We start from the raw sequence: 25621 nt of genomic DNA on the forward strand, positions 1-25621 counted from the left end.
GATATAGAAAATATTTTTTATCATTTTAAACCAAAATATTCCATGATTTTATCTTGATAAGGCTTTTTATAGGCTTTCAAACTTTCGAAAAATTCAGCTTCACCTCCAAATTTAACATCTCCCCATAATAAAATATTGGATTTACTTTCTACGTTAGTGAGCAATGTTCCAACAGAATTAAATGATATTACTCCCGGCGAATATAGTAAATTCCCAACACCATTATGACTATATGCTAATATAGAATATGCTTTAACTCCTATAGATTTAAAGTTTAACAACCTTTGTGCAGGATTTTCTAAAGCAGCAAACGCATTTCCGAAATATGTAAATTTATCTTTTTTAGATATCCCACCCGATGCTAAACTTGATTCCCATGTCCAAAAATCTTTATAAGCCGCTTCACTAGCTCCATTATATTGGCTTTTTGTAAACATTGACTCATAAGTTTTACCATCTCCAAATGCTCCATTCAAAGCCTTATCGTTTTCTGCAATACCTGCCGTTCTTAAACGATTATCCATCGAAGCTGAAATTATGAGCAAGCCATAAAATGTTTCTCTATGTGTATTATTGCTGGCGTTAACACCCCTACCTGTTTTATCAATACCATATGCTTTTTTACTGTTGAATCCACCTTCTGCGAGCAACATTTTGTATTTTTTACCTAAGTCTGTTGATAAAGTGATACTCCTTTTATTCTCATTTTGATATTGAATAGTGATAGAATTTTCTCCTTTTGCCATAGTAACTAAATATTCTCCTAAATGAGTAAATCCATCTTTTTGATCACTTCCCTCAAACCATTGATATTGTTTACTTTCTTTATCTTTAGGATTATAATTATTATTCTCATACCAATCAGCCCCATCAGGATCAACAAACAATATAGGATTTCCGCCAAAAACTGCATAAGGTGAAAGATAATCTTTTTTGACTGGATCACGATTCCATCTTTGGGCTATTCTAGGGTCATATTTCCAAAAGTCAGCATGATATAAATTCCCTTCACCCTTAACTTCATTATCCATTTCCTGTCCATTAAACCCATACCTGTAGTCAGGAGTGTTGCCATGGCGGTTAGGCACAAGCATCCCGAAAGGATAGTAATCGTTAAAGGTTGTAACGTCTGGTTTAAACAGGGTTGCAAAGTCTCCTGCAGGCGCTGCCGGCAATGTATAAATAAATAAATTATCGGCATAGAAAAATAACAGACTAAGCGGTGGCGCATCTACTGTTAGTGACACCCGGTAAGCGGCTGTTGTAGGACATTCAAACCTTAGTGTGTATACACCAGGAGTTGAAACCTGCTGCTCTGTATATACCAGTGTTGATGTATTGTTCCTTACGTAAAAACGTACTGGTGTACCTGCCGGTAATGTACCCGGATCTATATACATCTGGATAGAGTACACTACTCCGGCTGTAAATGTAAACGACCTATACACACCACTACCGTTAGTTTGTGGATTTACCCTCATTCTACCACTCACAATACTATTAGTTGCTGTAGGTATATTGGTGAAGCCCGTACTGGTTTGAAACTCGTTATTGTATGTTAAAATAAGGTTATTGTCTACCAGTTTTCTGTCGGTAATAACATTTAATACGTTTCCTAAATGGTTAGAAAGTTCGTAACGCTTATCTCCTATTGTATTAGTATAATTAACTTTACTTATAGGCCTTGACGTTTCGGCTACAATTGTATTATTAGGGTCTAAATAATCCGGAGTGCCATCACTATCACTATCTAAAGGATTAACGGGCACACCCGGCAATCCATTTGCATAAGCATTAGGACTTTCCTGTAAGGTAGGATATCCGTCGCCATCATCATCAGCATCCAGATAATTTTTCAGCCCATCACCGTCAGTATTCTGAGCGCCATCAGTAAAGCCAACCACTGTTTGCCCTGCTATTTCATAACTTGTAAGTATGGTGTCTCCGTCATCATCAGTATCTAAATAATCCGGTATACCATCAGCGTCTGTATCGTCGTTAGCAACGTTACCATCACCGTTAATATCCTCGTAAAGATCAAATATTTTATCTCCATCAGAATCCGCCAAACACGGCCCGAGTGTTCTGTTAAGGATATTCATGTTTATGGTTATAATATTATCATCCGAAAACACCCCATATGTTGCAGGACTTTGGCCTCCAGGGACATCAAAACCAATCCATCTATAAAATCCTACCTCTGCAGAATTTACCATACCATAATTAAAATTACACATGCTATAACTCGGGTTGGTTGTACCTGCTAAAGTATTTTTAATAAATGAATTACTTGTAGCACTAAAGGCTTCAGTGCCTACTGTTGGAGGAGTAATTGTAGTATCAAATAGTCCATTTAGCCCATTTACTTTAAATACGTAATCCGCTATAATCAGTGGTGATGTATTGTAAAGACCAAAATCTATATTCGCATTAAATTCAATATCCATACCGTCGGCAGTCATTACCGCCTGTGATATTTTACTATCATTTGATGTTGCAGCCGGCGTAAGTGTAATTTCCTGTTTAATTCCGGTAGATATAGTATGCTTAATTTTTATTATTGGATAATATTTACTACTGGCGTCTTTTCTAACTATAACCTGCATGGTAGATTTTTCCTGGTAGTTTGTTAAATTTACCTGATCTATATGTGTTCCATAATATCCAAGTCCGAAATCTAAAAACAGTGGTGCATTTGGCGTAACTTCGGGAGTTGATGCCCCAACTTGCGCTGAATTCTTTAAAAATCGCACCTTTCCATTAACCCTTTCAATAGATAATTTGTCATTCACCGCAATAACTGTCGACGTAATTAGCGATGTACCTTTATAGCAAGTTGCATTTGTACCGGATATCCTAATAGTATATGTAGGTTTTGTAATACCATAATCTGTTAATGCACCTGTAAATGTGTGGGTTTCAGATAAACCTACATAAGCAGCATTTGTACTGGAAATATCTGTTACAGTTAATTCAAGTTTACCCGCACCATTAATTGTCTGAGTAGATCGTGCTCCAACATTATATGCTAAAGACTGTGTAAATGTTCCTAAACCAACTTTTGAGATGGTTTTTGTTGTGTTATTAATAACAAGGCCCGTTGCATTTATAAGTTGTATTGCCTGGCCATCAGTTGCATTAAATGTTGGGGCAGATATTCCGGTAGCAATAGTTATCGGTGTTGCTCCCAATGTTAACATATTAACATCTACATACATGTTTTGACCAACAGATGCAGTAGGTTCGGCTATACTTTTTAATAATAAAGTTTCTGTACCTCTAATTCTATAAAAGTAAACATGCCCGTTATATCGCTCCACACGCAGCTTATCACCTGTTTGAACAATACTATTATTTGTGGATAATGCTAAAGCAGTAGGCGAAGCATTATTGTAAAGAATTACACTTCCTGTTGTAAACGTTTTAAAACCATAGTCGATATCCAAACCACCTGTTGCAACAGCCGCAATAGTATAAGACAAACCAAAATTAAGTTCCTGCAGGCTATTGATCGTTCTCTCAATATAACCATTACCTACAATTACTGCCGATGTCGTGTTAGCTTTTTTCCAAAGAGTACCTCCGGAAATTTTATTTAAAGTAGATGATGAATATGTTATAAATGCAGGATCTACAGTAAATGTACTGCCACTAACAAATCCTGCTGTCTTATCACGTAATGTAAATAGCGGATTCGGCTCCGGAATATTAGATTCAACCTGTCCTATCAATACATCAGAATTAACAGGTGTAGCAGCATCAAACTTAACCTTTGTACTAAAACTAAAGTTAGATAACAGCTTGTCGCTTAATGTTGGATCTGAAGGTTCAGACCAGGTTCCCTGAGTTTGTGGTGTTATATTTAATGAATAATCTTCAAATACTTCAACTACTTCACCAGGATTTACATCATTTGTTGTGTACTGTGTATCCTGATTTGTTTGAGGGGTTGTGAGCGCTGATGAAAATACTAATGATGAAGATTTAGCCATTAAAGTATTTTCCTGCTCCAAGCCTAACCTACTACTACCATAAATATGATGTTCATCAAGATAGTATGTTTTAGATCCGCTTGCTGTCGTAGTATAAGTGTATACTCCCAATACGTTACCTTGGGCGTCTCTTGAATATTGGGTAACTTTTTTATCGTTAACCTCTGGTGTTTCTCTAACAGTTTTAGAAATCCGATTACCTAAACCATCATATTGAAAGTTAATAGTTCTTCCTGTTGAATTTTTTACCTGTTTAACTTTACCATCCACACGCCAGCCAATAGTTAATCCTTCTTTATTATCTATAATTAACTGACCAATATTATCATACTTATAATTACCAGGTTGCTGATTATCTATATCTATATTTTCGCCATTAGGGCCAAATACGTTATCGGCAACACCATCACTCACATAATCTAATTTATTGCTGCCACTAATATAGTTATAAGCTAATCTGTCCATATCAATTATACCACCTGTATTATCAGGTGCTTTAGCCGTTAATTTGGTTATATTACCATTATTATCGTAGGAATATCCTGATGATATATCTGGCGTAACTGTACCCGATACAACTCTTGAGCTATTCATAGACATGATCCTGTTTAACTGGTCATATTTATAAAGATTAGCCTGGGAGGCAAGTGCCAGCTGATCTAAACCTCGTAAAGTAGTTATCATTTTACCAATATTACCATTATACAAAGGTGTCATACCTGTTATATTAGGAGTTACATCAAAGGTATTTGTATTAGGAGTAATAGCTTTATAATCATTCTCAAAGTAGCTAAGCGAAAATGCAGTAGCATCTTTTGCAACAAATGGCCTTAATGTAGCTTTACCGTCACGGCCCATATCGCTATCAATGTTTCGCATATTTTCTGAATTCACAGCTTTTAACCATCCTTGTATTGTATATGCGTAGTCAACACCTTGTACTTGTTTATCACCTATTTCGGTACGGGCTAAAGGCCCATGATCATAGTAATAATAAGCAGCATCTTTTTCCCATATTACACCATTTTTAGATGTTTTTACATCAACAATGCGATTATCAGCATCATATGTATATTGATGCATAAACTGATCTCTTTCGCCTTTTTGGTACGTAACTTTATTAACATTACCGCTAACAATATCGTATTCATAGTTAACCCTTTTATATTTAAGCGATGAGTTTAAATCAATATAGATATCATTATTAAATTGTAGCATTTCATTAACATTGCCATGAATATCGTAATTGTAGGCAATGTAATTATTATAGTTAGCATTGTTAACCGGGTCTGTTAATTCATCGTAGTAAAATATAACTCCCACTCTATTTCTAACATTCCTTGGTCCAGAAATAGTAAAAGCGTCCAGCCCTGCATAACCATCATAAAGTGTTCTTGTAACCTCCATAGTTTTAGCACAAACATTATATGGATAGTTAACAACCGTTGGGTAATCAGATGTAATTACAGCAGAACCATTAGAGTATTTAAGTCTTCCATTATCATCAATGCCCATTACAACAGGCTTTACCATCTGCCCGCTTTCAAAAATCCTGCCTAAGGCATCATAGCGCGTATAGCTAAATGTTTTATTGGCTAACTGATTAGCATTTTGCGAAGCTATTATGCGGCCAAGTTCATCATAAGCAAAACGTGTAATACCGCCATCCGGGCTTGTTTGCCATACTAACTGATTAAGTGTATTGTAATGATAGTTTGTAGTTAAACTATGTTGTGGCAGCAAAGTACTATTATTAGTTAAACCCTGTAGTTGCCTGTGCTGATTTATTTGGGAATTAAGAGATATACCCTGACCATTTTGTTGGTTAAGCTCACTAACTTCAAACCTGTCTACACCTTTAGGAGGTACAGTTCTAGTTAAATTTCCTGCCTGATCATAATAATACAAAGTGTATTGATATTCTTTATCATAATACTGCATATTAAATGTTTCAATTGCTTTTGTTAAAGCATCCTGCAAGTATGCAATCCTAAATTCCTGCCTTTTACTGTCGAGGTAGGCATTGTATGCATCGGCATTATAAGCCTCTGTAACGTTTATAGCGAAAAGTTCACAGCCATTCTCGGTAGGTACAACAGGTGCACACTCTGGTATCATAGGTGGAGTTTTGCAAATCTCAGGATGCGCAGCCATAAATACATCATTTATAAAATATGGCCAGCCCTTACTTTCTTCCGGTAATGACGGATTTTGTAAATATAATTTATATTCTACTATAGCAATATAATAGCCATCGTAACCATAACCAAGTGCATTACCCCCAAAATCCGGCAATGATATATACCTTGGATCGTTTACCGATGTTATACTAAATTGTTGAAGGTAAGTATTCCACGCGTCTAAAATGTACGCAAGGTTAAGGCAGCAAAACTCATCTTTGCTAAATATAAAGGTAGGCTCTCCGCCACCATATAAGCTATTAATCTTGCTAACATACTGTGGATATTTCTCATCACAGCTAACGGGTAATGGCTGCTTTGGTATACAGTCGCATGGAGGGTCGTTTTTCACAACCACTCTGCGTGTACATGCGATTCGATGGCCCACATAATCTGGGAAATTTGTGGGTGTATTAATTTCATCGCCAATAATGTCACCATTTGTTAAAACTACTCCATAATAGCTCAAAATTTGAAGTTCGTTTTCAAACAAGTAAGCAAACATTTGATCGGAAGTTAAGTAGATATCCTGAACATATACACCAAAAGGAACCCTCAAATAATATAGTCCGCCACAAGCTTGCGAGTTATCAATCCCTCCACCTTGAAAAGTAATTTCTAAATTATTGTTTTGAATACTATAGGTTAAATTAGTAACACCAAATGCATTATAGAAATAGCTGTCTAATTCCCAAACAGTAGGAGAATCATACGTCGAAACATTTATGTTATTATTAAGGTTATAAATAGCAAAATCTATAAGTTCGTTTAATAATATTTTATTTAGTTCTAAATACCTGCCAAAGCTTCCAGGCCCAGTTGCGAAAGCTGTGTTACAACAATTAAAATTTAAAGCAGTTTGAATTATCTCACCTTTTCTTGGATCTACAGTTAGTAAATAGATCTGGCCGGCGAAGGAAGCCTGAGAGCCATTTAAATTTGTAATTACATTAAAATAATTATAGTCTCCGAACTCCTGGCCTACATCAGTTAAAATTAAACCCTGTTGAAAATCAAGTCCGGTAGCTTCCATCACAATTCCCGAGCCCCCACCAGTCATGGTAATAGAATACACTCCATTAACATATGTCCATGCAGCTACGCTGGAAGGAGTCATACCCAAATATACATAGAAGTATCCTCCCGGTTGAAATTGTGGAAGATTATTAAGCGGATAATTAGGAGCATTTACAACGTGGGCAGATATGAGCTGCTGAATAAGAGTTTGCAGTCCCGATTCAAAATCCTGATTAGCACTGCAGGTATATTGCTCATCGCAGTTATTACAACATGAAAAATCAAATGGATTATTATTATTAAAACTACCTCCATTAAACAAAAAACCGTTATAAGTGATTGGCTGACCACCAACCTGTAAAATAACACTTATTTTATGCCCATAAGCCGTAGCAGTTGCTAGCGATATATTACTTGTAGTTGTAATTTGGCTAAGAATACCAACATTAATATCTAATACGGGATTAAGTAAATTTAAGGGAGTATTAAAATTAGCAATACTTAATACTATTTCATTATTTAAATATAAGGCATAATAGTCTGTCCCATTATTTACAAGGTTACCATGCCAGTTTAATACATCACCTGATTGTAAGCTTAAGAAATTGTATAAAAAACTATTTGGAGCAAATGATGGATGATTGCTTACATCTACAGATGTATTATTAATTGTCCCGTCTGATTGTAAACTCGTTAAAAATTGTTTAAAAGCAGTAGCAAAATCTTCTTTCTTGGTGCATTCACCATCGCCATAAACAGGTTCAAGATAAATAGCTTCAGAGCCGCTTTCCGGGTCATAAACCTCAGTTAAGTCATTCGTACAAAATAATCTTGCACGGGTTGTACCGTCTAAAACAACTTCAAAAGCTACAGATGCATTTTGATTGTGTATAATTTTAGCCAATACTTTAAATCGGTAACACTCTTCATTAGCATCATAAACAGTGCTTACAAGTTGTTTCATTTGTACTATTGTCCAGCCGTTAAGGTTTTGCTGTAATGTTTGCCCGTAATTGCTGTTCCAGCTTATAGCCCCACCTGCAGGGAAAGTTGTTCCTGTGGGGATTGTTAAGGTTACTGCCCTATCAAATAACGGGCTTGGATTGTTAGTTTGTAAAAAATTTATAATTAGGGTTTTACCACTGTTTACAATAGTACTTGTAACTGATAAGGGTTGAGTTGGAGCACCGTTTAAAACACCTCCCAGTTCCTGAAATAGCCCCTGCGTTATAAAAGGCATTGGTATTATACTGTTAGATGCCTGCCCTCTAAATACCGGGAACATTGTTGGCTTTTTAGCCGCTTCGTGTAAAAATATTTGTAAGTCATTTACCATAGGGCAAATACCTTGCTGTATCAATATTTCATATTGGGCGTTAGCCAGCATATCATCATAATTAGATTGCGCATCTCCTTCTGATTTATATATCTCATCATAAGGCAGGAACCTTTTTGTTTTTGTAGTTAAATAAGCGCCTTGATTTGTTGTATAAAATAATGATGAATTGCCCGGAGTAAAAGCGTCAACCCAAGCTTTAATTTCATTACGCTGTGCAGGATAAAAATCTATTACAGATGTAATTCTGTTTACATTTTGCCCGTTTTCGCTGCCAATACAGTCATTATACATACCTTGCTTATAGGCATAAAGATTAGTGAACACATGCTGTATCCTTTGTTTTGCACTTATGTAATATGTATTAAAGTAATCCCAAAAAGTAGCCTTATCTGCATCAGAAAACGTATTGTTTATATGTGCAATTACATTATTAAATGGGGTATTTGCAGGTAAATCGCAAGATCCGTCCGGAGTACCACACGCAATAGTTGTATAAATACTTCGCGCCATATTCATGCCTGAGTTTTCAAAACCTCCGGTGTTACCATTTCCTCCAAAAAGGGCTTCAGTCATTAACTGCCTTTTTAAAGTTTGATAGTTAACGCTTGATTGTGATAGTGGGTTTATTGTTGATAACGTAGTAGCCAAAGTTAAAGTCATTCCACTTGATTGAGAGCCTGCGGCAAGCGTGGTACCATCTAACGGATGAGTGGCTGTAGTTGTTTTAAAATAAGGGTCGTAATCTAAAATTGTGGTACCGTTAGAATCAAGGTAGTCGTTTTGTATGGCATTAGCATAAGTTATAGTAGTAATAAACTGATCAAAACCATCTGTATTTACATCTACACTTACATTTTCAAGAGTTTGGCTTGCAGTACCTTCATTAAGGGTTCTTACTGCAGTAAACTGATTAGCAATATCCCCTTCTTTAAGTTTATAAAGCAAATATTGATATTCAGGATGATGTTTTACAAGTGAGTAAGCCCACTCTGGCCTAAAATTGGCAATAAAATCAGCTACATTTGCCAATTTAATCGGCTCTACTTTGTATAACCCCTGTGCAGCATCTACAAGTATAACATCTGAATTACTTCCTGGCGCGGCAGGATTTTGTAATGGAATGCTCCATGCTGTGCCATCCCAGAAAACATCAAGATAATCTATTTGCCCTGTAGCTGTAAAATAGTGCCTGTATCTTGTATCCCCTTGTGCTATTAAAGAAACACCTGTTGTTTGAGAATTTGTTAGAATACCCGAAACAGTTGTTGTATAAAGTTCATAAAAATAATATGGTGTTCTCCAAGATACCTGCGTTGGATCTATAATACCCACTGAAGCACTGTATAGTGAATTATTTTCGTTGTATATAGACCATGGTAGCTGATCTATAGGCAATCCTGCTGCTGCATCAGTACTTTGCCCGTCTTCTGCTATTTGTACATTAGTTAAGCCGTATTGTCCGCCCGGTTTCATGTCGTCCAGCATATTATTTAGCAGGTTAGCCGCAAAGGCTGAAAAATAAGAAGTACCTAACTCATTTTCATCTGACTGCGACCCTTCGGGTTGACAGGATATTTGACATTGCTCAATAATAATTTCAAACTCTCTTTTATACCTTACAGTTAAAAGGTTTTTTAAGTCGTTATAAGGTGTAGTACCGGGAGTAAGCTGTAACAAGTCATAATTACTGGCCAACATTTGAGCTATATAAGCCGCCTGCCCATTAGCGGCACCGGCAAATTGAAGGCTGTTATAATAGTTAACGCACTCCTCACATGTTTGAAAACATTCTGAAACATTAGGGTGCGGTGCCTGAGGCGGTAATATACATCCGTCTTCCAGCCCTTTTGTAATATAATCTTCTACATAAGTTTCAAGGGCTACATCATCTACAACTAACTTTTTAGTTATGCTATAAGTACCCAGTTTTAATGTTGATGTAGATAGATCAAAAGGCACTGATAAATTTAACGGATACGCCGCAGCGGCAGTAGCCAAACTTGTATTATTTGCTTTGTTAAGATCTTTTTGAAAAACTACTGTACCACAGTCATCTGCCACATTTACTTGCAGTTTGTAAGTTGTAGGGTATGTGTACGTATTATTTACATCACATATAAAATTAAACGGATTAATTTTTTTAAGGTTGTAATTAAAACTATAAACCGTGTTCTTTTCTATTAGTGCTTTACTACCTTCATAAACCAAACCGTCTTGTAAGTTACCATAACGGCCCGTAGCAAATTTATCATTATTATCTACATCGGTATCATAATCATTTGGCCCAACTTTAGAAAGCAAATCTGCGCTGGTAAGCTGATGTACCCCTGTTGATGATAATGCAGATAGATTATCCGGGCTTCCGGATGTTAAAGCCGTGGCAATAGTCCTGCCCTGAGGGTCTAAATAACTAGTGCTTATTTGCCCATTAGGATCTATAACCGTATTTTTTTTATAATGAGAAACGTTTCCTACACTGTACCCAAATAACCTGTTTAATTCTTCCTGAGTTGGGATAGAGTACAGGTACTGCATTTCATGAGCCATACCCAATTGATGGGTTTTACCTACGCCGCCCTTCTTTTTTATCCTGCCAGTATTATCTTTAGTATACTCTGTTTGCGAAAACGGAAAAGTTTCAGCATCAGGAATATTATCTTTAAAGCTATTAGCAAAAGGATTGTTAGCTGAATAGTAGTTACTGGCTCCGTATGAATTAGACATACCATCGGGCACTGCATTACAAGGATCGGTACCTACAGGCACCATATCCTGATATGAGTACACCTTGTTAGTCATATTACGGTTAAAATCCTGATAATATTTTATAACTTCCTGATTAGTAGGCACAGGTAGCACCTCTACTGCAGGACGTCCTTCTTCATCATAAATAACTTCGCCAATAAGGGCTTTATCATTTGTATTTATACGGGTAACTGTTTGCCTGTTCCTTAAAGAGCCGTCAAAATAACTTACAACTTCTTTTTTCTTGCCGTCCTCTGCAAAGGATGATTGAAATTGCCAGTTTTTATTACCTTCGTGAGAAGTGGTAACAAGATGCTGCCAGTGCGACACATTTGTTTTTGCAGTTGTAGGGAAGCTCCAGTTACCATAAAGCCTTTTTGAATAATCAGTACTATCTGTAAAACGTCCTACCGCCCTTACCCTAAATACTAAAAAACCATCCGCATATACCAATGGTATTTCAAACTTGTTATCTTTAGTTTTAATCCTTGTGCTATTTAACCTAAAATCATTTTCGGTTAAAGGAACATCAGCAGCATTTAAAAAACTTGTTAACTGATTGCCATAACGATCTATCCACGTATATTCAACTTCATACTCTAAACCTCCTTCTATTTCAGTCCATTCTAATAAAACAAATCCGCTTGCGGTACCTGTAGTTGTAGCCGTAACAACTGGTATCATGTTAGATAATAAATAATACCTGTCCGTTTCAAGAGCCAGTTTTAAAGTGATGTTTGCAGGAGTTACACTCGAAGTTAGCCCTGTGTCTAAATTTTCGGTTGTTATTGATGTAACAACAATTCTTGCGCCTTTACGATTAACGATTTCGTGCTTGGCAAAATCTATAAAGTTTGCGTTCTCTGTAACTTTATTGTTCTCTACTTTTAATTGTACAGAATATGCCTCTGTAGTGATTAACGCTCCAGAGTTATTTTTAGGCGTAACCGTTAAATTCAGAGTATAGATGTACCTATTGTAGGGCCCAACATTATCATCAATCTTTAGCTCTATAAACGTGCTATATGTTTCCGAAAACAGATAGGGTGTATTAATTTCCGGATCTAAAAATTCAAATGCAGTATTTGTAGCGATAGCTACACCTGTTAAGGGAGCAGACTCAAAACGCTTATGTTGAGAGTATGCTGATGCAGAGAATAAGCACAATAGTACTGTTAATACGATACTAAAAGAGAAGGAGTAATTTTTAGTCATATTTTAGTTTTTTGTAAGGTCAAACACTTTATACCCCATCAGTTTAGACGAAGGAGATACTTTTGATTTATTTTTTATCACATAATTTTGCAGCAACAGTTTATCGGAAAATTTTCCGATGCCGCTTTTAAAATCAATCTGGGTCACTTCCATTCTTGGATAGTCAGATTTTATAATTCCTTTTTTATCTTTATATGGGCTTGTAACCAAAAAGTAAAAAATTTGTTTACTTACCTGATAGTTTGTTTTATTTATATACAAAACAATTTTGCTATATGGTAATGTTGAAATTTCGGGGGTAGAAAGAGTACATTTAAAAAAATCACCTTCGGTAGCCACTTCAAACTGAGAAAAAAAATCCAGATATTTTTTTAAATTGTAATAACTGTCCTGATCTTGTAAATCTATTTCTCCCGTATATTCAATCGCTTTGCTTTTATGATCTACCTTTAGTACTTCATTACCAACTTTAACAAACTCTGTAGTGTGTAGTTTATAGTAATAATCTTTATTGTTGTTAATCAAGGTACTTTTATATGTTTCTGTTACATTTGATGATGTATAAGAACTAAATACTTTATAGTCAATATTTAACTCAAAACATTTTTGTTTTTCGTAAAATGTGGCACTTTTAGATATTATATCTGAAAGTTTTGCTTTATCATTTTTTTGTTGCGCCACAATTAGCAACGGAAACAACAGTGCAATTAAATATGCGTTGAATTTCATAGTGCCGGTAAATATGTAGGTTAGTTACTTTTCTTAGGGTTAGAAGATCTGGTTTCCTGAATAGTATATACTCCTTCTTCAGTTTCTTTCTTTATTCTTATAAGTCCCCCCTCTTTATCATATTCATAAAAAGTAGAGTAATTATTTTCATCCAGCTCTGCCATTAGCTTTTGCGTTTGCTGGTCGTAAACAAAAGATTTCATGTTACCATTTATAGGGTGTACCCGTATATCATCAAAATAAGCCAGGTTAGTGCCTGTATTTTTAAGTGTAATATTCATATCATCTACAGTAGCAGGCACAGTAAATTCGCCATACATACGCTGCCAACCATCTATTATCTCACCTGTTGGCACTGCCTGTACAGTAGATAATATAGCATTACCTGTATCTTCAAAAGATACCTGAATGTAGGAGCCCGTATATGTTCTTACCTGTATTTCCTGATCTAATGCGCTACGCTGTTTTACCCAGCCACTAATTACATATTTTTCGCCCCTGATAAGGTTAAAAGAACTACATTCCTGGCAGGGCAAATCAGGACAACTGTTTACAACAACGCTCTTGGTAAACTCTGATTTAATATTACACCCTGTATCTGTAGTAAAGTAAGGGATTTGTAATGTAACGGTAAAGCTGCCTGCACTTGGAAAAGCAAACACTGGCGCTGTACCATCTACTTCACCTACAATTGTGCCCGCACTATTTTTTATTATCCAATGATAGTTAGAGTTAAAATTACTTACTGGAGATGTAAATTGCGTGTTACTGCCTGCACATAAATTAGATTCGACCTGAATCATATCGTCTACCGTTTTACATTTAATATCAAAATACCCATACCCAAAATGCCCTCCGGCGCCACAATCTGTAACAGTTATTTCTAATGTCACAGAGCCTGTAACGTTAAATGCATTTGGTTTAATGATATTAGTTGCCCATGGCCTTACCCAAATTTTACTACCTGTAGTGGTTTCTATAAACCCGGGTATACCTGGCCTGGCCTCAAAAATAATTTGAGAACAAGGTATTAATGCACCACTGCTGTTGTACATTCTAACACTAAAAAAAGGCCTTAAGCTGTGTTGTGGATCCTGTAATACAATGGCATAATTGTAATAGATAAAATCGTCCGGACTGTTTATTGTAAAGGTCTTTCTGATAATCTCACTCTTGTAACCGGCTCCTGAATTACCGATTTTTATAAATTTTGTATCAATATTAGGATCGATATTTAATTGCGGATTATTTTGCGCAACAGCGTTTATATATGGATCTGTGATTGTTGTGCTGGTACCAACCAAATAGCGCTGCTCTGATTGATAACTATAAGAATTACCTGTTATACCGGTTTGCGAAGTATAATTAGTTAAATACGCATAATTTCCACTCGCATTGGGTATGTTGTATTTAAGTTCCCAAGGGGCCAAAGGATTAGTCGCTTCAAAATTGGTTAGTTCGCACTGACCTCCACTAAGCGTTTGTGTACCTATACCAATATCTAAACCTTTATTAGCCTGCGGGTTTATTATAGATAATTGTTTATCTACCCATTTTTCTAATCCCAGCTTATAGCGCTCTAACATTTGCTTTCTTATTTCGGCAAGCTGGTTATCAACAAAAGATTTATTCATAAAAGTGCCCGACGCATACATTTCTTTTTTTATAACTTCTGCATCAAAGCCTATTTCTTTATCTGTAGGCTCCTGAGCGTAAACACTTGTTGCTACTATAGATAATACAACTACAAATAGTGTCCTTATATGTTTTTTTACAAAATCCATAATTATATTATTTAGTGGCTTTTTTATTTTTATCAGTCTTTACGGCAGCACTACTAACACTGGCGCTTTTCTCATTTTTAGTAGCTGTATTTTTAACTTCTTTAGCTACCTGAGTTTGACAACCATCTACCTTGCGCTTGATGTTTATTTGTGCCCCGGGTTTTACAGCAATACTTCTCCTGCCGGTATGCGAAGTATTTTCGGTTACATAAGCATCAATATTTACATACTCATTAAATCCAAAATGTGGTTTTAAAACTGTAGGTATATTAAGGTTGTTATATTTATAATCTTCAAAACCATCAAAACCCATCTCTTTATATTCAGAGTTAGAAGCTACAGCTACCGGTAATTTATACTCATAACCATATTGGGCAGATGAATAACGGTTAAGGGCATCTTTGTTTTCAATTTCTACACCATACGGATTGTAAAGAGTTACCTCACTGGCATATGTCCAGTTATAAGGATCCATAAACCAAACACCTCCTTCGCCGGATAGCTGGTAAAACGGACTGAAATCTTTAAAGAACCCATTACCTCTGGTCGCAGTGTTATCAAAATTTCTTCCGGTTAAGTAAGCATATGATTTTATAGGGCGCCACTGGCCTTTAATATTATAGAGGTAAGGATTTTTACTTGTATCATCTGGATAAGGTAATCTGTTCTCACACTGCGATTTCCAATCGTTACTATATTCTATCGCACTAGCGTTAATAACCCTTTGAGAGTTAAGGCTCGAAGTATAGGTAAATGTATCGCCCTGCAGGCTGATATAGTTACCATTAGCATCTTTTATAGGGTTAAGCATAGATGTTACACTTGCCATGGATGCCATTTGGTTGTTCCTGTATCCTGAACGCCACAATCTAAACTTTAAATTAGATGTATCTGTTGTTTTTGTACCAGCACGATTTATTAATCTAATTCGTGTTTTATTTGTATTATAACCTGCCACCCAAACAACTTTACTATCAAAAAGAAGCTCATCGCCTAATTTAAAATACTGCCCAAGTTCTGTATTAGTGCCAAGTTGAGATACCGAATATTCTGTACCGCCACCAGATATACTACTTGCTACAAGTGTACCCGTTAAATCAGTGTTTGTGGTAGCCATACCCATGTAATTGTAATTCCAATATGATGGGTAATTAAATGAGTAATATTTATCGTCAAACTCATTAGTAGTTTCGGTTAGTAAAACTTGTCCCGTATTAGCGTCCCATGCTAAATTTTTTGTAGCTACACGGGATCCGAGATCAAAAGCAATAGTTTCTTTTAAAATACCGGTTTTATGAACAACTTTTGTAGTTACTGCAGTTTGCAAGGTTTGTGTATGCACAGCACGCCTTGGCTTAACAAAACCTAAAAATATTGGCACCGGGAAAAACGGAATAGCATCTGCATTAAGATCTACGCCAATATTTTTGGCATTAGAGTAGCTTTCCCTCAAATCATTTATTACATCAAAGTGTACGCCTATAGCTTTATCCAAGCTTACAATTCCTGTTTGATCTATTACAGGAACCTGATTTTCTAAAGCTGTAGCATCATTTGTTTTTGTACTGTATTTATATTCTACACTTGATATTAAGTTACCCGTATGGTTATAAACTTCTTGTTTTTTTAGCTTACCATTCATATCATTGGTCTCAACACTAAACCCTTGCGATAAAACCAAATGAGAATTAGTATTTATCACACCTATGAATCCGCCTATCATACTTGATATTACATCATTTGCATTAGACTCCCATTTTCTGGTAGGGTCAATAATTGGGGTAAAGTCAGATTTTGTAGGGAAATCATAACTTGTAAAATGCCTGGTTATTACTTTTCCTGATTTAGTTTGGCTTATTGCCTGTCCCGTATCATCATCTGCTGCGGTAATATTTTTAACAGATACTTTGCTGTAAGTTACCGTAGGTGAAGGATAAAAAGATTCTCCAAAAGGTTTTTCAACATAACTTACTGCTGCCGGTGCAACCATTCTTTGCGCATTTTGATAAAAAGGCTCTATGATAGGATTTTCTTTACACACATTTGGTTCGTAAGTAGCTACACCACTTGATGTTCCGTCTTCAAGAGTATAGTCATACTCCTGCCCGTATTTCTTTTTATAACGCTGATCTGTAGATGAAACTCCTGTTAGCATTGTTTCCCAAGCATCAAACATTTCAATTTTTTTAATCCTGGAACCACCACCCATTTTAGAGCCCGATGGTTCTTCTAATCGTATCCATGATTTAGATTTACTAAAATCTTTAGCAACATTCTTGTCTTTTAAAGCTCCATTTGCTCCTGTAAACAATTGTGAGATTGATCCTAAATTATTAACCAAACTTTTTGCAAGCCCAATTAAATTACTTTCATTTACAGATGGCTGCCCATAAACATCCCTGTTCATATTCATTCGCCCAAAATACCAACCTGCTAATGATATTGGGTTTACAGGGTTATTATCATTATCCTTGCCTTCCCTATTTAGTTTTTTCATTGGTACGTATATGTACTTTTTTCCTGTAGTTGATGGTAAAACCCTAACATCACCGTCTATCTTAAAGTATCCTGAAACAAAATCTTTTTTGCCATACGCCATATTAAGCAGGAAATTAAAATATATAGGTTTATCATATATTTCACTAAAATATAGCCTTCGTACATTTAAGTCGGTAAGAGTCTCGGATAAGTTATCATCAACCTCCACAACAACATATTTAGCCTCGTAATTAGAGCCGTATAAGGATTGCTTTATATTACTATTATTTATGTCCTGGCTAACTCCGGCTACTTTAAACATTTGCAAAGCTTTTTTGTTTTGCACATATTTATAATCGTCAGACTCATATGTAAGGCTTATTTTACCTCCTGATGGCAAGTTTATTGATGAAAGCAACCATGCCGATTCATATTGGTCTTGCGTGGTTTTGTTACTTTGATTTACATAAGGAAACTCCTGAGGTGTGGTAGGTGCAGTATCAGTAGTAATACATGCAGTATTATCTACAGGCATATAATTACCCCAAACGTCGTAGGCTTTAGGATCGTAGTTAGGATTGTAACCTTCGTAATTAAACACATATGGAGTATATTTACCCATATTAGAGCCTTCATAAGTGAAATACACTTTATTTAATGTAAGTTTACCCCCATTGTTAGAAATTTCGTTTGGAGCTGTAAACCCACTAATTTTATTATCTATTCCTTTACACAACTCATAATTATATATAAAGTGCGCAGTTTTTATAGGCTTTATTATGGCATTATCGGCTCCGGGATCTACAATAACACCGGCGGCATTAGTTACTTTTGGTTTGGAGTAAAGCCTTATAGAATTTATTTTTTTCATTTTAGTGCCGCTATTAGGGTTACCTCCTACTTCGCCGCTAACCCCACAACCGTCTTTACGATCACTTAGGTCTATAAATGCTACATGTGTTTTTGTTACAATTTTCTGTACATACTTTAATTCTTTTTCGCCATATAAGTAGCTTGCTTTTTGATCTCCTTTAGCTCCTGTAATAGTTTTTAACCCTTCGTTAAAGGATGCCGTGTTAGTGTTATAAGGTATTCTCCATTTATAATCGTCTATGGTGGTATAATCAAATCTTGTATACCCTCCTAAATCATCGTCAGAAAAACCATTGCCTGTTAAATCTTGGTAGTCAGGAGTAACAACCGCAGAAAGAAGGTATGTATGTGCATATGGGCTGGTAGTTTCACTATTATAATAATGATCGTTCTGGCTGCTGTTTGAAAGTGAATTTTCGCCACTACCGTAAGTTACTATTCCGGTTTTACAGTTACCAACGCTATTGGTAGAAAAGGCAACTTCTTTTTTCTTTTTATTGTAGGCGGTAATTCCGTAAATGTATCGGCTGCCCTTTTCATCTGTTACACTATATCCGGCGGTATGGTGTGGTTTTGCATTTGAATTTAATTGAAATAAAGTTGGGAAGAACGAATTAGTCTGAATATCCTTTGCAAGTACTTTTTGTATAGCCTGATTCCTTTTCTCCCTATTAGTTCTTTTAATTGGCCCGTTAAAATTTAAAGTTTGATTTTCAAAAGCTTCAACGGTATTTTTTACATAATAAGAGTTAGTAGCATTTTTTCCAAAATCTAATTTTAAAGTAATAGGCTTAGTTCCTCCTAACTGATTATTAAGCAAGCTCGTATATTCCGGATCTACACGATTTTCGCCAATACTTTTATAATATACTTTTTCATAATTGTATTGATTACCTGTAATTTTTTCTTTAAAAAACGGAGACACAACCGTGTTCCAGTTACCTGTGTACGAAACCGTAGGCGAAGACGTAACACTTGCGCCACCATGAACACCACCACCTGCTTCTATCTCTACCCCTAAGCTTAATGAATTAGAGGTATCTGTAATTTTAGGATCAAATACATTGCTAACCTGACCCCTGTAAGGCCTAAACATACCTCCTATACCTTGCCCCTGTATAGAGTATATATCGTATGTGTAATTTGTCATTGGTAGCACTAATGTATTTTTAGTTACTGTTGATTGCTCCTTTTCCCTGTTGAAATCTAACAATCCGTCTGCCGAGGCTTTATCAGTATTTTCATAACCAAACGCTTTATTATGTACCGTTTTATCTTTTAACTTTTGAAGGGCTACGGATGCCGAAAAAGAAAACTCTGAGTGTGCCGACCAAATGTCTGGCCCTACAGATACATTAATATCTCCCGTCACATTTTCATATGGCTGACGTTTTGTAGGAGTAAAAGTGTTATTTATAAAAGAAATACTTCCGCTGCCGCCATAACTTGACTGGCTTTTAGATTTGGATGTTGTACCATCATCATTAGTCTTTTGGTTAATTTTACTTGACGTTACCGATGATGAAAGATTGAAAGATTGTAACCCCTGCCTGGAGTTATACGTCACACTTGGCGAAATTGAAGCATCAAATTTTTTGCTCATATCATCTTTTTCTCTCTTTTTTGTGTGCAAAGAGGCACTTGGAGTAATAGTAACCCCATCAGTAGATGATGTATTTAATTTCATCCCTACAGAAACGTGGTCTGACAACTCAAAAGATGCACCATAACTTGGCGTGGCAGTCATGCCCGTGTAATTATTATATTGCAGGTTTAGACCTGCCCCAAGGCCCAATGCATCAAAGGCACCAACTAACTGGAAATTAACATACCCACTAACACCGACAGTAAGGTTATCTTTCATAGTATTTTCAGATACCACCTCATCTGCATCCCCATTACTTGCAGATCCATCAAAATCATCAGGTAAGCCTCTAACATCTCTGTTTATCTGCCCGATATTTAAATTCCACCCTAAGCCTACCCACGAAGCTTCCTGATCCATGGTTACACCAGAATCATAGGCGAGGTTTATAGGATATCCACCAACATCCATAATAGGTATGTTATAATTAAAATCTCCTCCTGCGAGATTAACCATATCGGATGTCCCAATAGGCGTAAAAGAATTAAACTCAGGCTGAGAAGGGCCTTCTGTTAATGCAAAAGCCTGCATGGGTGCGATAATTTCCAGCAAAATCATTAATGCCAGATAAGTAGCAATAAACTTAGATGTTTTACTAGTCCTGATTTTTTGGATCATAATAATAATTTTGTGATTTTTTCATTAAATGTAAACTTCAAAGTACCTTTTTTAAGAAGGTTATCGCGATAAACAAGCTGTATTTTATCATCGGGATTTATACCGGTAAAAAACAGTAGTAATTTATGATAAGGCGCTACTTTAAAATTTCTTTCAAAGGTTACCCCTGAGCATTGTATAGTATCATTATTTTGGTTAACAACAACGAAATCCTTTTGTATATTGAAAGACATATATTCTACTCCATCTTTATAATTAAGGTTTGTAAATTCCTTACCCAAGAGATCTTTTTCGCCATTGTGCAAAAATTCAAATTCTATTAGCCGCTCTTTATTATTTGCTTTATAAATAGAATCTACTTTAAAAAGGTCATCGCTACCTATATCTTTCAAAATATAATAAGGCAGTGGTACTTCTGTAGCGGTATAACTTATACCGTCAACCATTTGTGTATGCGAAAGGGATTTCCAACCGTTATTTTCAAGCTGAAAATAGCGATATCTTATTTCAGAGTCATCTACCGGTTTTTTATCCTCTTTATTACAAGATAACAATAATGGCAATAGCATTATCAACATCAATTTACTGAGCACCTTCATATTTTTTATTTATAAATTCAATAAACTTTGAAGTTACATTTTTGCCATCCTCTCCAAAAATCAAATTTTGTCCCGGCTGTGCACCCAGTATGATATCGTAATGATTTTCTTTAGAAAAATCTTTCCCATAACTGTCTATTCTGCTCCATATCTTTAATGATTGTTCGTTAGAATAAGCTGTGTTGTAATATTCCAGCTTATCTCTTTCTGCTATAAATAATTTCATTAAAGGCTCACTCGCTTCCTTACTATTAGGATCATTAAGTAACAAATACAAACTATCTACAGCTTTTTTCTTTGCTGCTAATTCTTTTTCGCCAACTACTTTTAATTCTTTAGTCATGTTAAAACCATCAAAAACTTTTTGATTATCTACATAAACAACAGAAGTTGTTATAGTTTTAATATAAAGGCAAAAAACAAGAACCAATACAAGCAAAAAACCTGTTATTAACAAAATAACATTCCTTTTCATTAATCAGAAACTTAAATGAGTAATAATATTTCAATTAGATAATGCATCAAATTAAGTTAAAAATTTTAACATTAGCAGTTGTCAAAATTGTTAAAGAAATGTTAAGTGTGGAAAAACCGTAACAGTAACGTTTTGGAACGTAATTATTTAAACAAATTCTTACAAAAATCATAGTTAAATTAATTTTATTATTCAGTTAGTAATCGTAATGTTAATGATATCAAATATGTTTATTCCTATAATTCCAAAATTTATTGCATTTTGGATTATAAACTCATCTATGATAACATTGCTAATTGGATAAATTAATTAGTTTTGCCCCCTCTCCACCAGTTTTAATGACGATGCTCATTATCTGTATACCAATAGAATAGTAGTCAATTCTAATCGGTGTAAGGGGTCAGTCAAGTCCGGTTTATCTACCCTTGCGCTGTAACCACTTCGTCGGCAAAGGTTGGAGCGCTGTAATCAAGAAATTCGGGGAGGGTAATAGCATGCGCTACTATTTATATTTCCTGTCCTTATAGCTTCTCTCGCTATTTTAAAATTTACCTCTATATCAATGCAGATGAAAGTATATTCCTCTAAAGTTCGGTTCTCTCTCAAACTTGGCTGTCAAGGATCACAGTCGAACACCTTGTGCCTGCTCTGACTCTATTTAATGAGTTTTTAGCGCTATAAACTATTGATTTACATGTTTTTATATTAAAAATATGCCTTTACACTTGAAAATATTATTTAGATAATTTTATAGCGGTTTGTTTTACTAACTGTTAAAAATTAGGTTTAAATCATGCACATTTAATGTGTGAGGGCTAATCGAACTCAGATTGACAAAACATGCAGGTAAAAGGAATCTTTATAAACTTATTTTCTAAAAGTTGATATTCATAATCATTGCTTTCCTATTCATATAAAGTGACCAGTGTTTTTGATGCAATTTTGTATCAGTATTAATTTATAAAATTTAAGATAATGAAAACTCAAAAAACATGGTTCATTACAGGCGCAGGGAGAGGCTTTGGACTGGATATAACAGAAGCTGTTTTAAAATCAGGTGATAATGTTGTAGCCACTGTACGAAATAACCCTGAAGCCTTAGCAACTAAATTAGGCAATAACCCAAACCTTCACGTTGTTTTGCTGGACACTACCAATGAAACGCAAGCTAAAGAAGCAGCGGCATCCGGAATTTCTAAATTTGGACAAATTGACGTACTGGTAAATAATGCTGGTTATGGTTTACTTTCAGCTGTAGAAGAGGCTACGTCAAAAGAAGTCTTTAGTAATTTTAATGTTAACGTATTTGGTGTTCTTAATGTGACAAGAGCTATTCTTCCACATATGCGTAAGAAACGTTCGGGTCACTTGATTAATATTTCCTCAATTGGTGGTTTAAGCGCATATTTCGGGTGGGGTGTTTATGGGGCTACTAAGTTTGCAATCGAAGGAATTACGGAAGGACTTGCGATGGAACTTGCCCCACTTGGAATTCATGCTACCGTTGTGGCACCAGGATTTTTCAGAACAGACTTTTTGGATAATTCTTCATTAACAAGAACTGAAAATATAATCGAAGATTATAATGAAACAGTTGGTAAAATGAGGAAATTTGCAACTACAGCCAATAAAAAACAACCTGGAAATCCTAAAAAACTTGCAGCTGCATTTATAAAATTGGCTGCCTCCGAAAACCCTCCTGTTCACCTTCCACTGGGAACAGATACTCTGGAAAGGTTTAGAGAAAAAACGAAAAAATTTGAGAATGATATCGCTAATTGGTATGATACCGTAATAGGCACAGATCATGATGATACTAAGAATAATAAATAGTTTAAAGCTAAGAGAAAAAGAGCGACAGCAAAAGCCCTTTTAAAAAAATAGGCTTTCTTAATTTTAGTTCATCCTACTTTCAAAAAACGTTTTATTCACTTTGAAGTGTAAAACAAAAGAATGATCATTAATTTAAATTTAAAAATCATGAATAATTTAATTAAAATTACAATCATTGCATTTTCGCTATTTACTGCAATTTCAAGCAATGCACAAAACCACAAACATGAACACGGATTTAAAATGCCTGCATTAAATCCAAAAAGCCCGCTGGCTGAATTAAGTGGAAACCACGTGGGTATAAGGGTACCTGATTATGCGGCTGCTATAAAATGGTACACTGAAAAACTGGATTTTCGTATTATCCATGAGTGGGATTATGCGGATGAAAAATTAGCCTACCTCGCACCTCCAAATACCAATGAATTCTGGATTGAGATCCTCGCCGGTGGCAAGCTCAGCGAGCCTATAATTTATGACGATTTAGGAAAAAGCCTGGAAAAAGCAGGTTTTCACCACATCTGTATGGATGTGACCAATGTAGACAAAACAGTCGCTGAACTTAAAAAAAGAGGTGTGACCATTATTGGCGAAACATTTTACCTGCCTGCTATTGGCCGTAAATTGGCATTCTTCCAGGATCCCTGGGGAAATATGATCGAATTGTCAGAACTCGTTAAGAAATAAAAAACGCAGATACATTTTAAATAATAACGATGCCTTTGGTCTAACCAAAGGCATCGTTATTATGCAATATTGCTACACGATACGAAATGCTATATCTTTAGCTTAGCTGTACACATTTGCAGATTGATCACTTTCAATTGGCACATTAAATTGTTGTCTTCAGCCGCAAAGATGTTATCAATTTATGAATATTATTCTAAAATTAAAATTTATCACTGTACGCAGGGGTGTATGCCCTTCGAAATTCATTCGGAGTAAAGCCGGTATTCTTTTTAAAAAAGAAATTAAAATTAGGCTGATCTGCAAATCCAACAGAGTAGCTAATTTCCTGTAAGGTCCATAGCGTCTGTAATAACATTATTTTGGACTCCTCCAGAATGCGGTTTTTTATGTGGGTACTCAGGTTTTGACCGGTCTGCTTTTTCACAAGGCTGTTCAGGTGATTGGGATGTAATGAGAGAGAATGCGCAAATTCTTTAGCTGTCTTTAGCCGTATAGGATTTTCATAATTAATACCAGCCGTTTCCTCTTCCAAAAGATTAAAAAATCTATAGATGTGTGTAAAATCCTCAGTTACAGCATCCGGTTCAGAATAATTTGCAATCCGGCAGCTTTCGATAATAATCAGCTGCAGGTAAGCCTGGATAGATTCATGGGTAAAACCTCCCACACGCCCCTCCTCTTCTTCCAAACTCTTCCATAAATTATTTAGGCGTGGCACTAATAAATCATCAAGTACGATGCCTCTTTTGGCTTTGTCATTAAATATGCCCATCTTTTCCATCGTCGACTTAAAAGTAGGATGCTGCTCTATATAATCTTTTTTGAACAGTACATAATATCCTGACTGTGTCTCCTGAAGATTTTGCCAGGAAATAATATCATTTGGGTGTACAAAGAAAATCATCGATTTGTCTATGTAATGGGTGTTTAAGCCAATGGTAAAAATCCCTCTGCTATCAGTAAACATAATTATCATGTAAAACTCACGCCTGTTTGGCGAAAGATAATTGCGGCAGGGAAATTTTTGCCTGTCAACAACTTTAATGGGAAAGTCTTCAAAATGAAGCTGCAGTATAGGGACAATATCCTGGATGTCCTTTAGCATTTCAATCGTTTTAGTCGTTGTGGTCTCCTTCATGTCTTTAAAATGAATTAGATGGCCAGGTTTGATGCATACCGAGACAGCCTTTGTAAGCTAATAAAATAATAACCGAATTAAACCTTAACCAATTCAAAATTAAGCTTTTTCCAAACACAATTTTGACTTGAAGTCCTATATCCTAAAGAAAAATAAAATATTATTGAAAAATCAAACATATTATATTTTTTAAAGCTTTGATTTTTAGATGTTTAAATATTACGTTTTATTAATCTTTGATTTTCATAATCATGCCTTTGTTATTCGTATA

General features: G+C 35.5%; 9 protein-coding genes. 2 read left to right on the forward strand and 7 right to left on the reverse strand.

What is annotated here, in order from left to right; all coding sequences use genetic code 11:
* Window positions 1–20 precede the first annotated feature (20 nt).
* The 6 genes from FMM05_RS02605 to FMM05_RS02630 are packed head-to-tail and all read right to left on the reverse strand — an operon-like array spanning window position 21 to window position 21689.
* Window positions 21–12488, reverse strand: coding sequence for an RHS repeat-associated core domain-containing protein (locus tag FMM05_RS02605; protein ID WP_143371777.1), 12468 nt, complete (start codon window positions 12486–12488; stop codon window positions 21–23).
* Window positions 12489–12491: 3 nt separating this feature from the next.
* Window positions 12492–13217 (reverse strand): hypothetical protein, encoded by a 726-nt coding sequence (locus FMM05_RS02610; RefSeq protein ID WP_143371778.1) that lies wholly within the window; start codon window positions 13215–13217, stop codon window positions 12492–12494.
* A 20-nt stretch (window positions 13218–13237) separates the two neighbouring features.
* Window positions 13238–15001, reverse strand: coding sequence for a carbohydrate binding domain-containing protein (locus FMM05_RS02615; protein WP_143371779.1), 1764 nt, complete (start codon window positions 14999–15001; stop codon window positions 13238–13240).
* Between the two features lie 7 nt (window positions 15002–15008).
* On the reverse strand, window positions 15009–20615 hold the full coding sequence (locus FMM05_RS02620) for a hypothetical protein (protein WP_143371780.1): 5607 nt from the start codon (window positions 20613–20615) through the stop codon (window positions 15009–15011).
* On the reverse strand, window positions 20612–21214 hold the full coding sequence (locus FMM05_RS02625) for a hypothetical protein (protein ID WP_143371781.1): 603 nt from the start codon (window positions 21212–21214) through the stop codon (window positions 20612–20614). Before FMM05_RS02625 ends, FMM05_RS02620 begins: the two co-directional genes overlap by 4 nt.
* Complete coding sequence (locus FMM05_RS02630) at window positions 21198–21689, reverse strand: OmpH family outer membrane protein (protein ID WP_143371782.1); 492 nt, start codon at window positions 21687–21689, stop codon at window positions 21198–21200. The genes FMM05_RS02625 and FMM05_RS02630 overlap by 17 nt, the downstream gene beginning before the upstream one ends.
* Window positions 21690–22664: 975 nt before the next feature.
* On the opposite strand from FMM05_RS02630, the gene FMM05_RS02635 reads away from it, so the two are divergent.
* On the forward strand, window positions 22665–23522 hold the full coding sequence (locus FMM05_RS02635; protein ID WP_143371783.1) for an oxidoreductase: 858 nt from the start codon (window positions 22665–22667) through the stop codon (window positions 23520–23522).
* Window positions 23523–23642: 120 nt separating this feature from the next.
* Window positions 23643–24209, forward strand: coding sequence for a VOC family protein (locus FMM05_RS02640; RefSeq protein WP_221932239.1), 567 nt, complete (start codon window positions 23643–23645; stop codon window positions 24207–24209).
* A gap of 202 nt (window positions 24210–24411) precedes the next feature.
* On the opposite strand, the gene FMM05_RS02645 is transcribed toward FMM05_RS02640, so the two are convergent.
* On the reverse strand, window positions 24412–25350 hold the full coding sequence (locus FMM05_RS02645; RefSeq protein WP_143371785.1) for a helix-turn-helix domain-containing protein: 939 nt from the start codon (window positions 25348–25350) through the stop codon (window positions 24412–24414).
* Between the last annotated feature and the right edge of the window lie 271 nt (window positions 25351–25621).

This window comes from Flavobacterium zepuense, from assembly GCF_007097145.1.
GTDB classification, from domain to species: domain Bacteria; phylum Bacteroidota; class Bacteroidia; order Flavobacteriales; family Flavobacteriaceae; genus Flavobacterium; species Flavobacterium zepuense.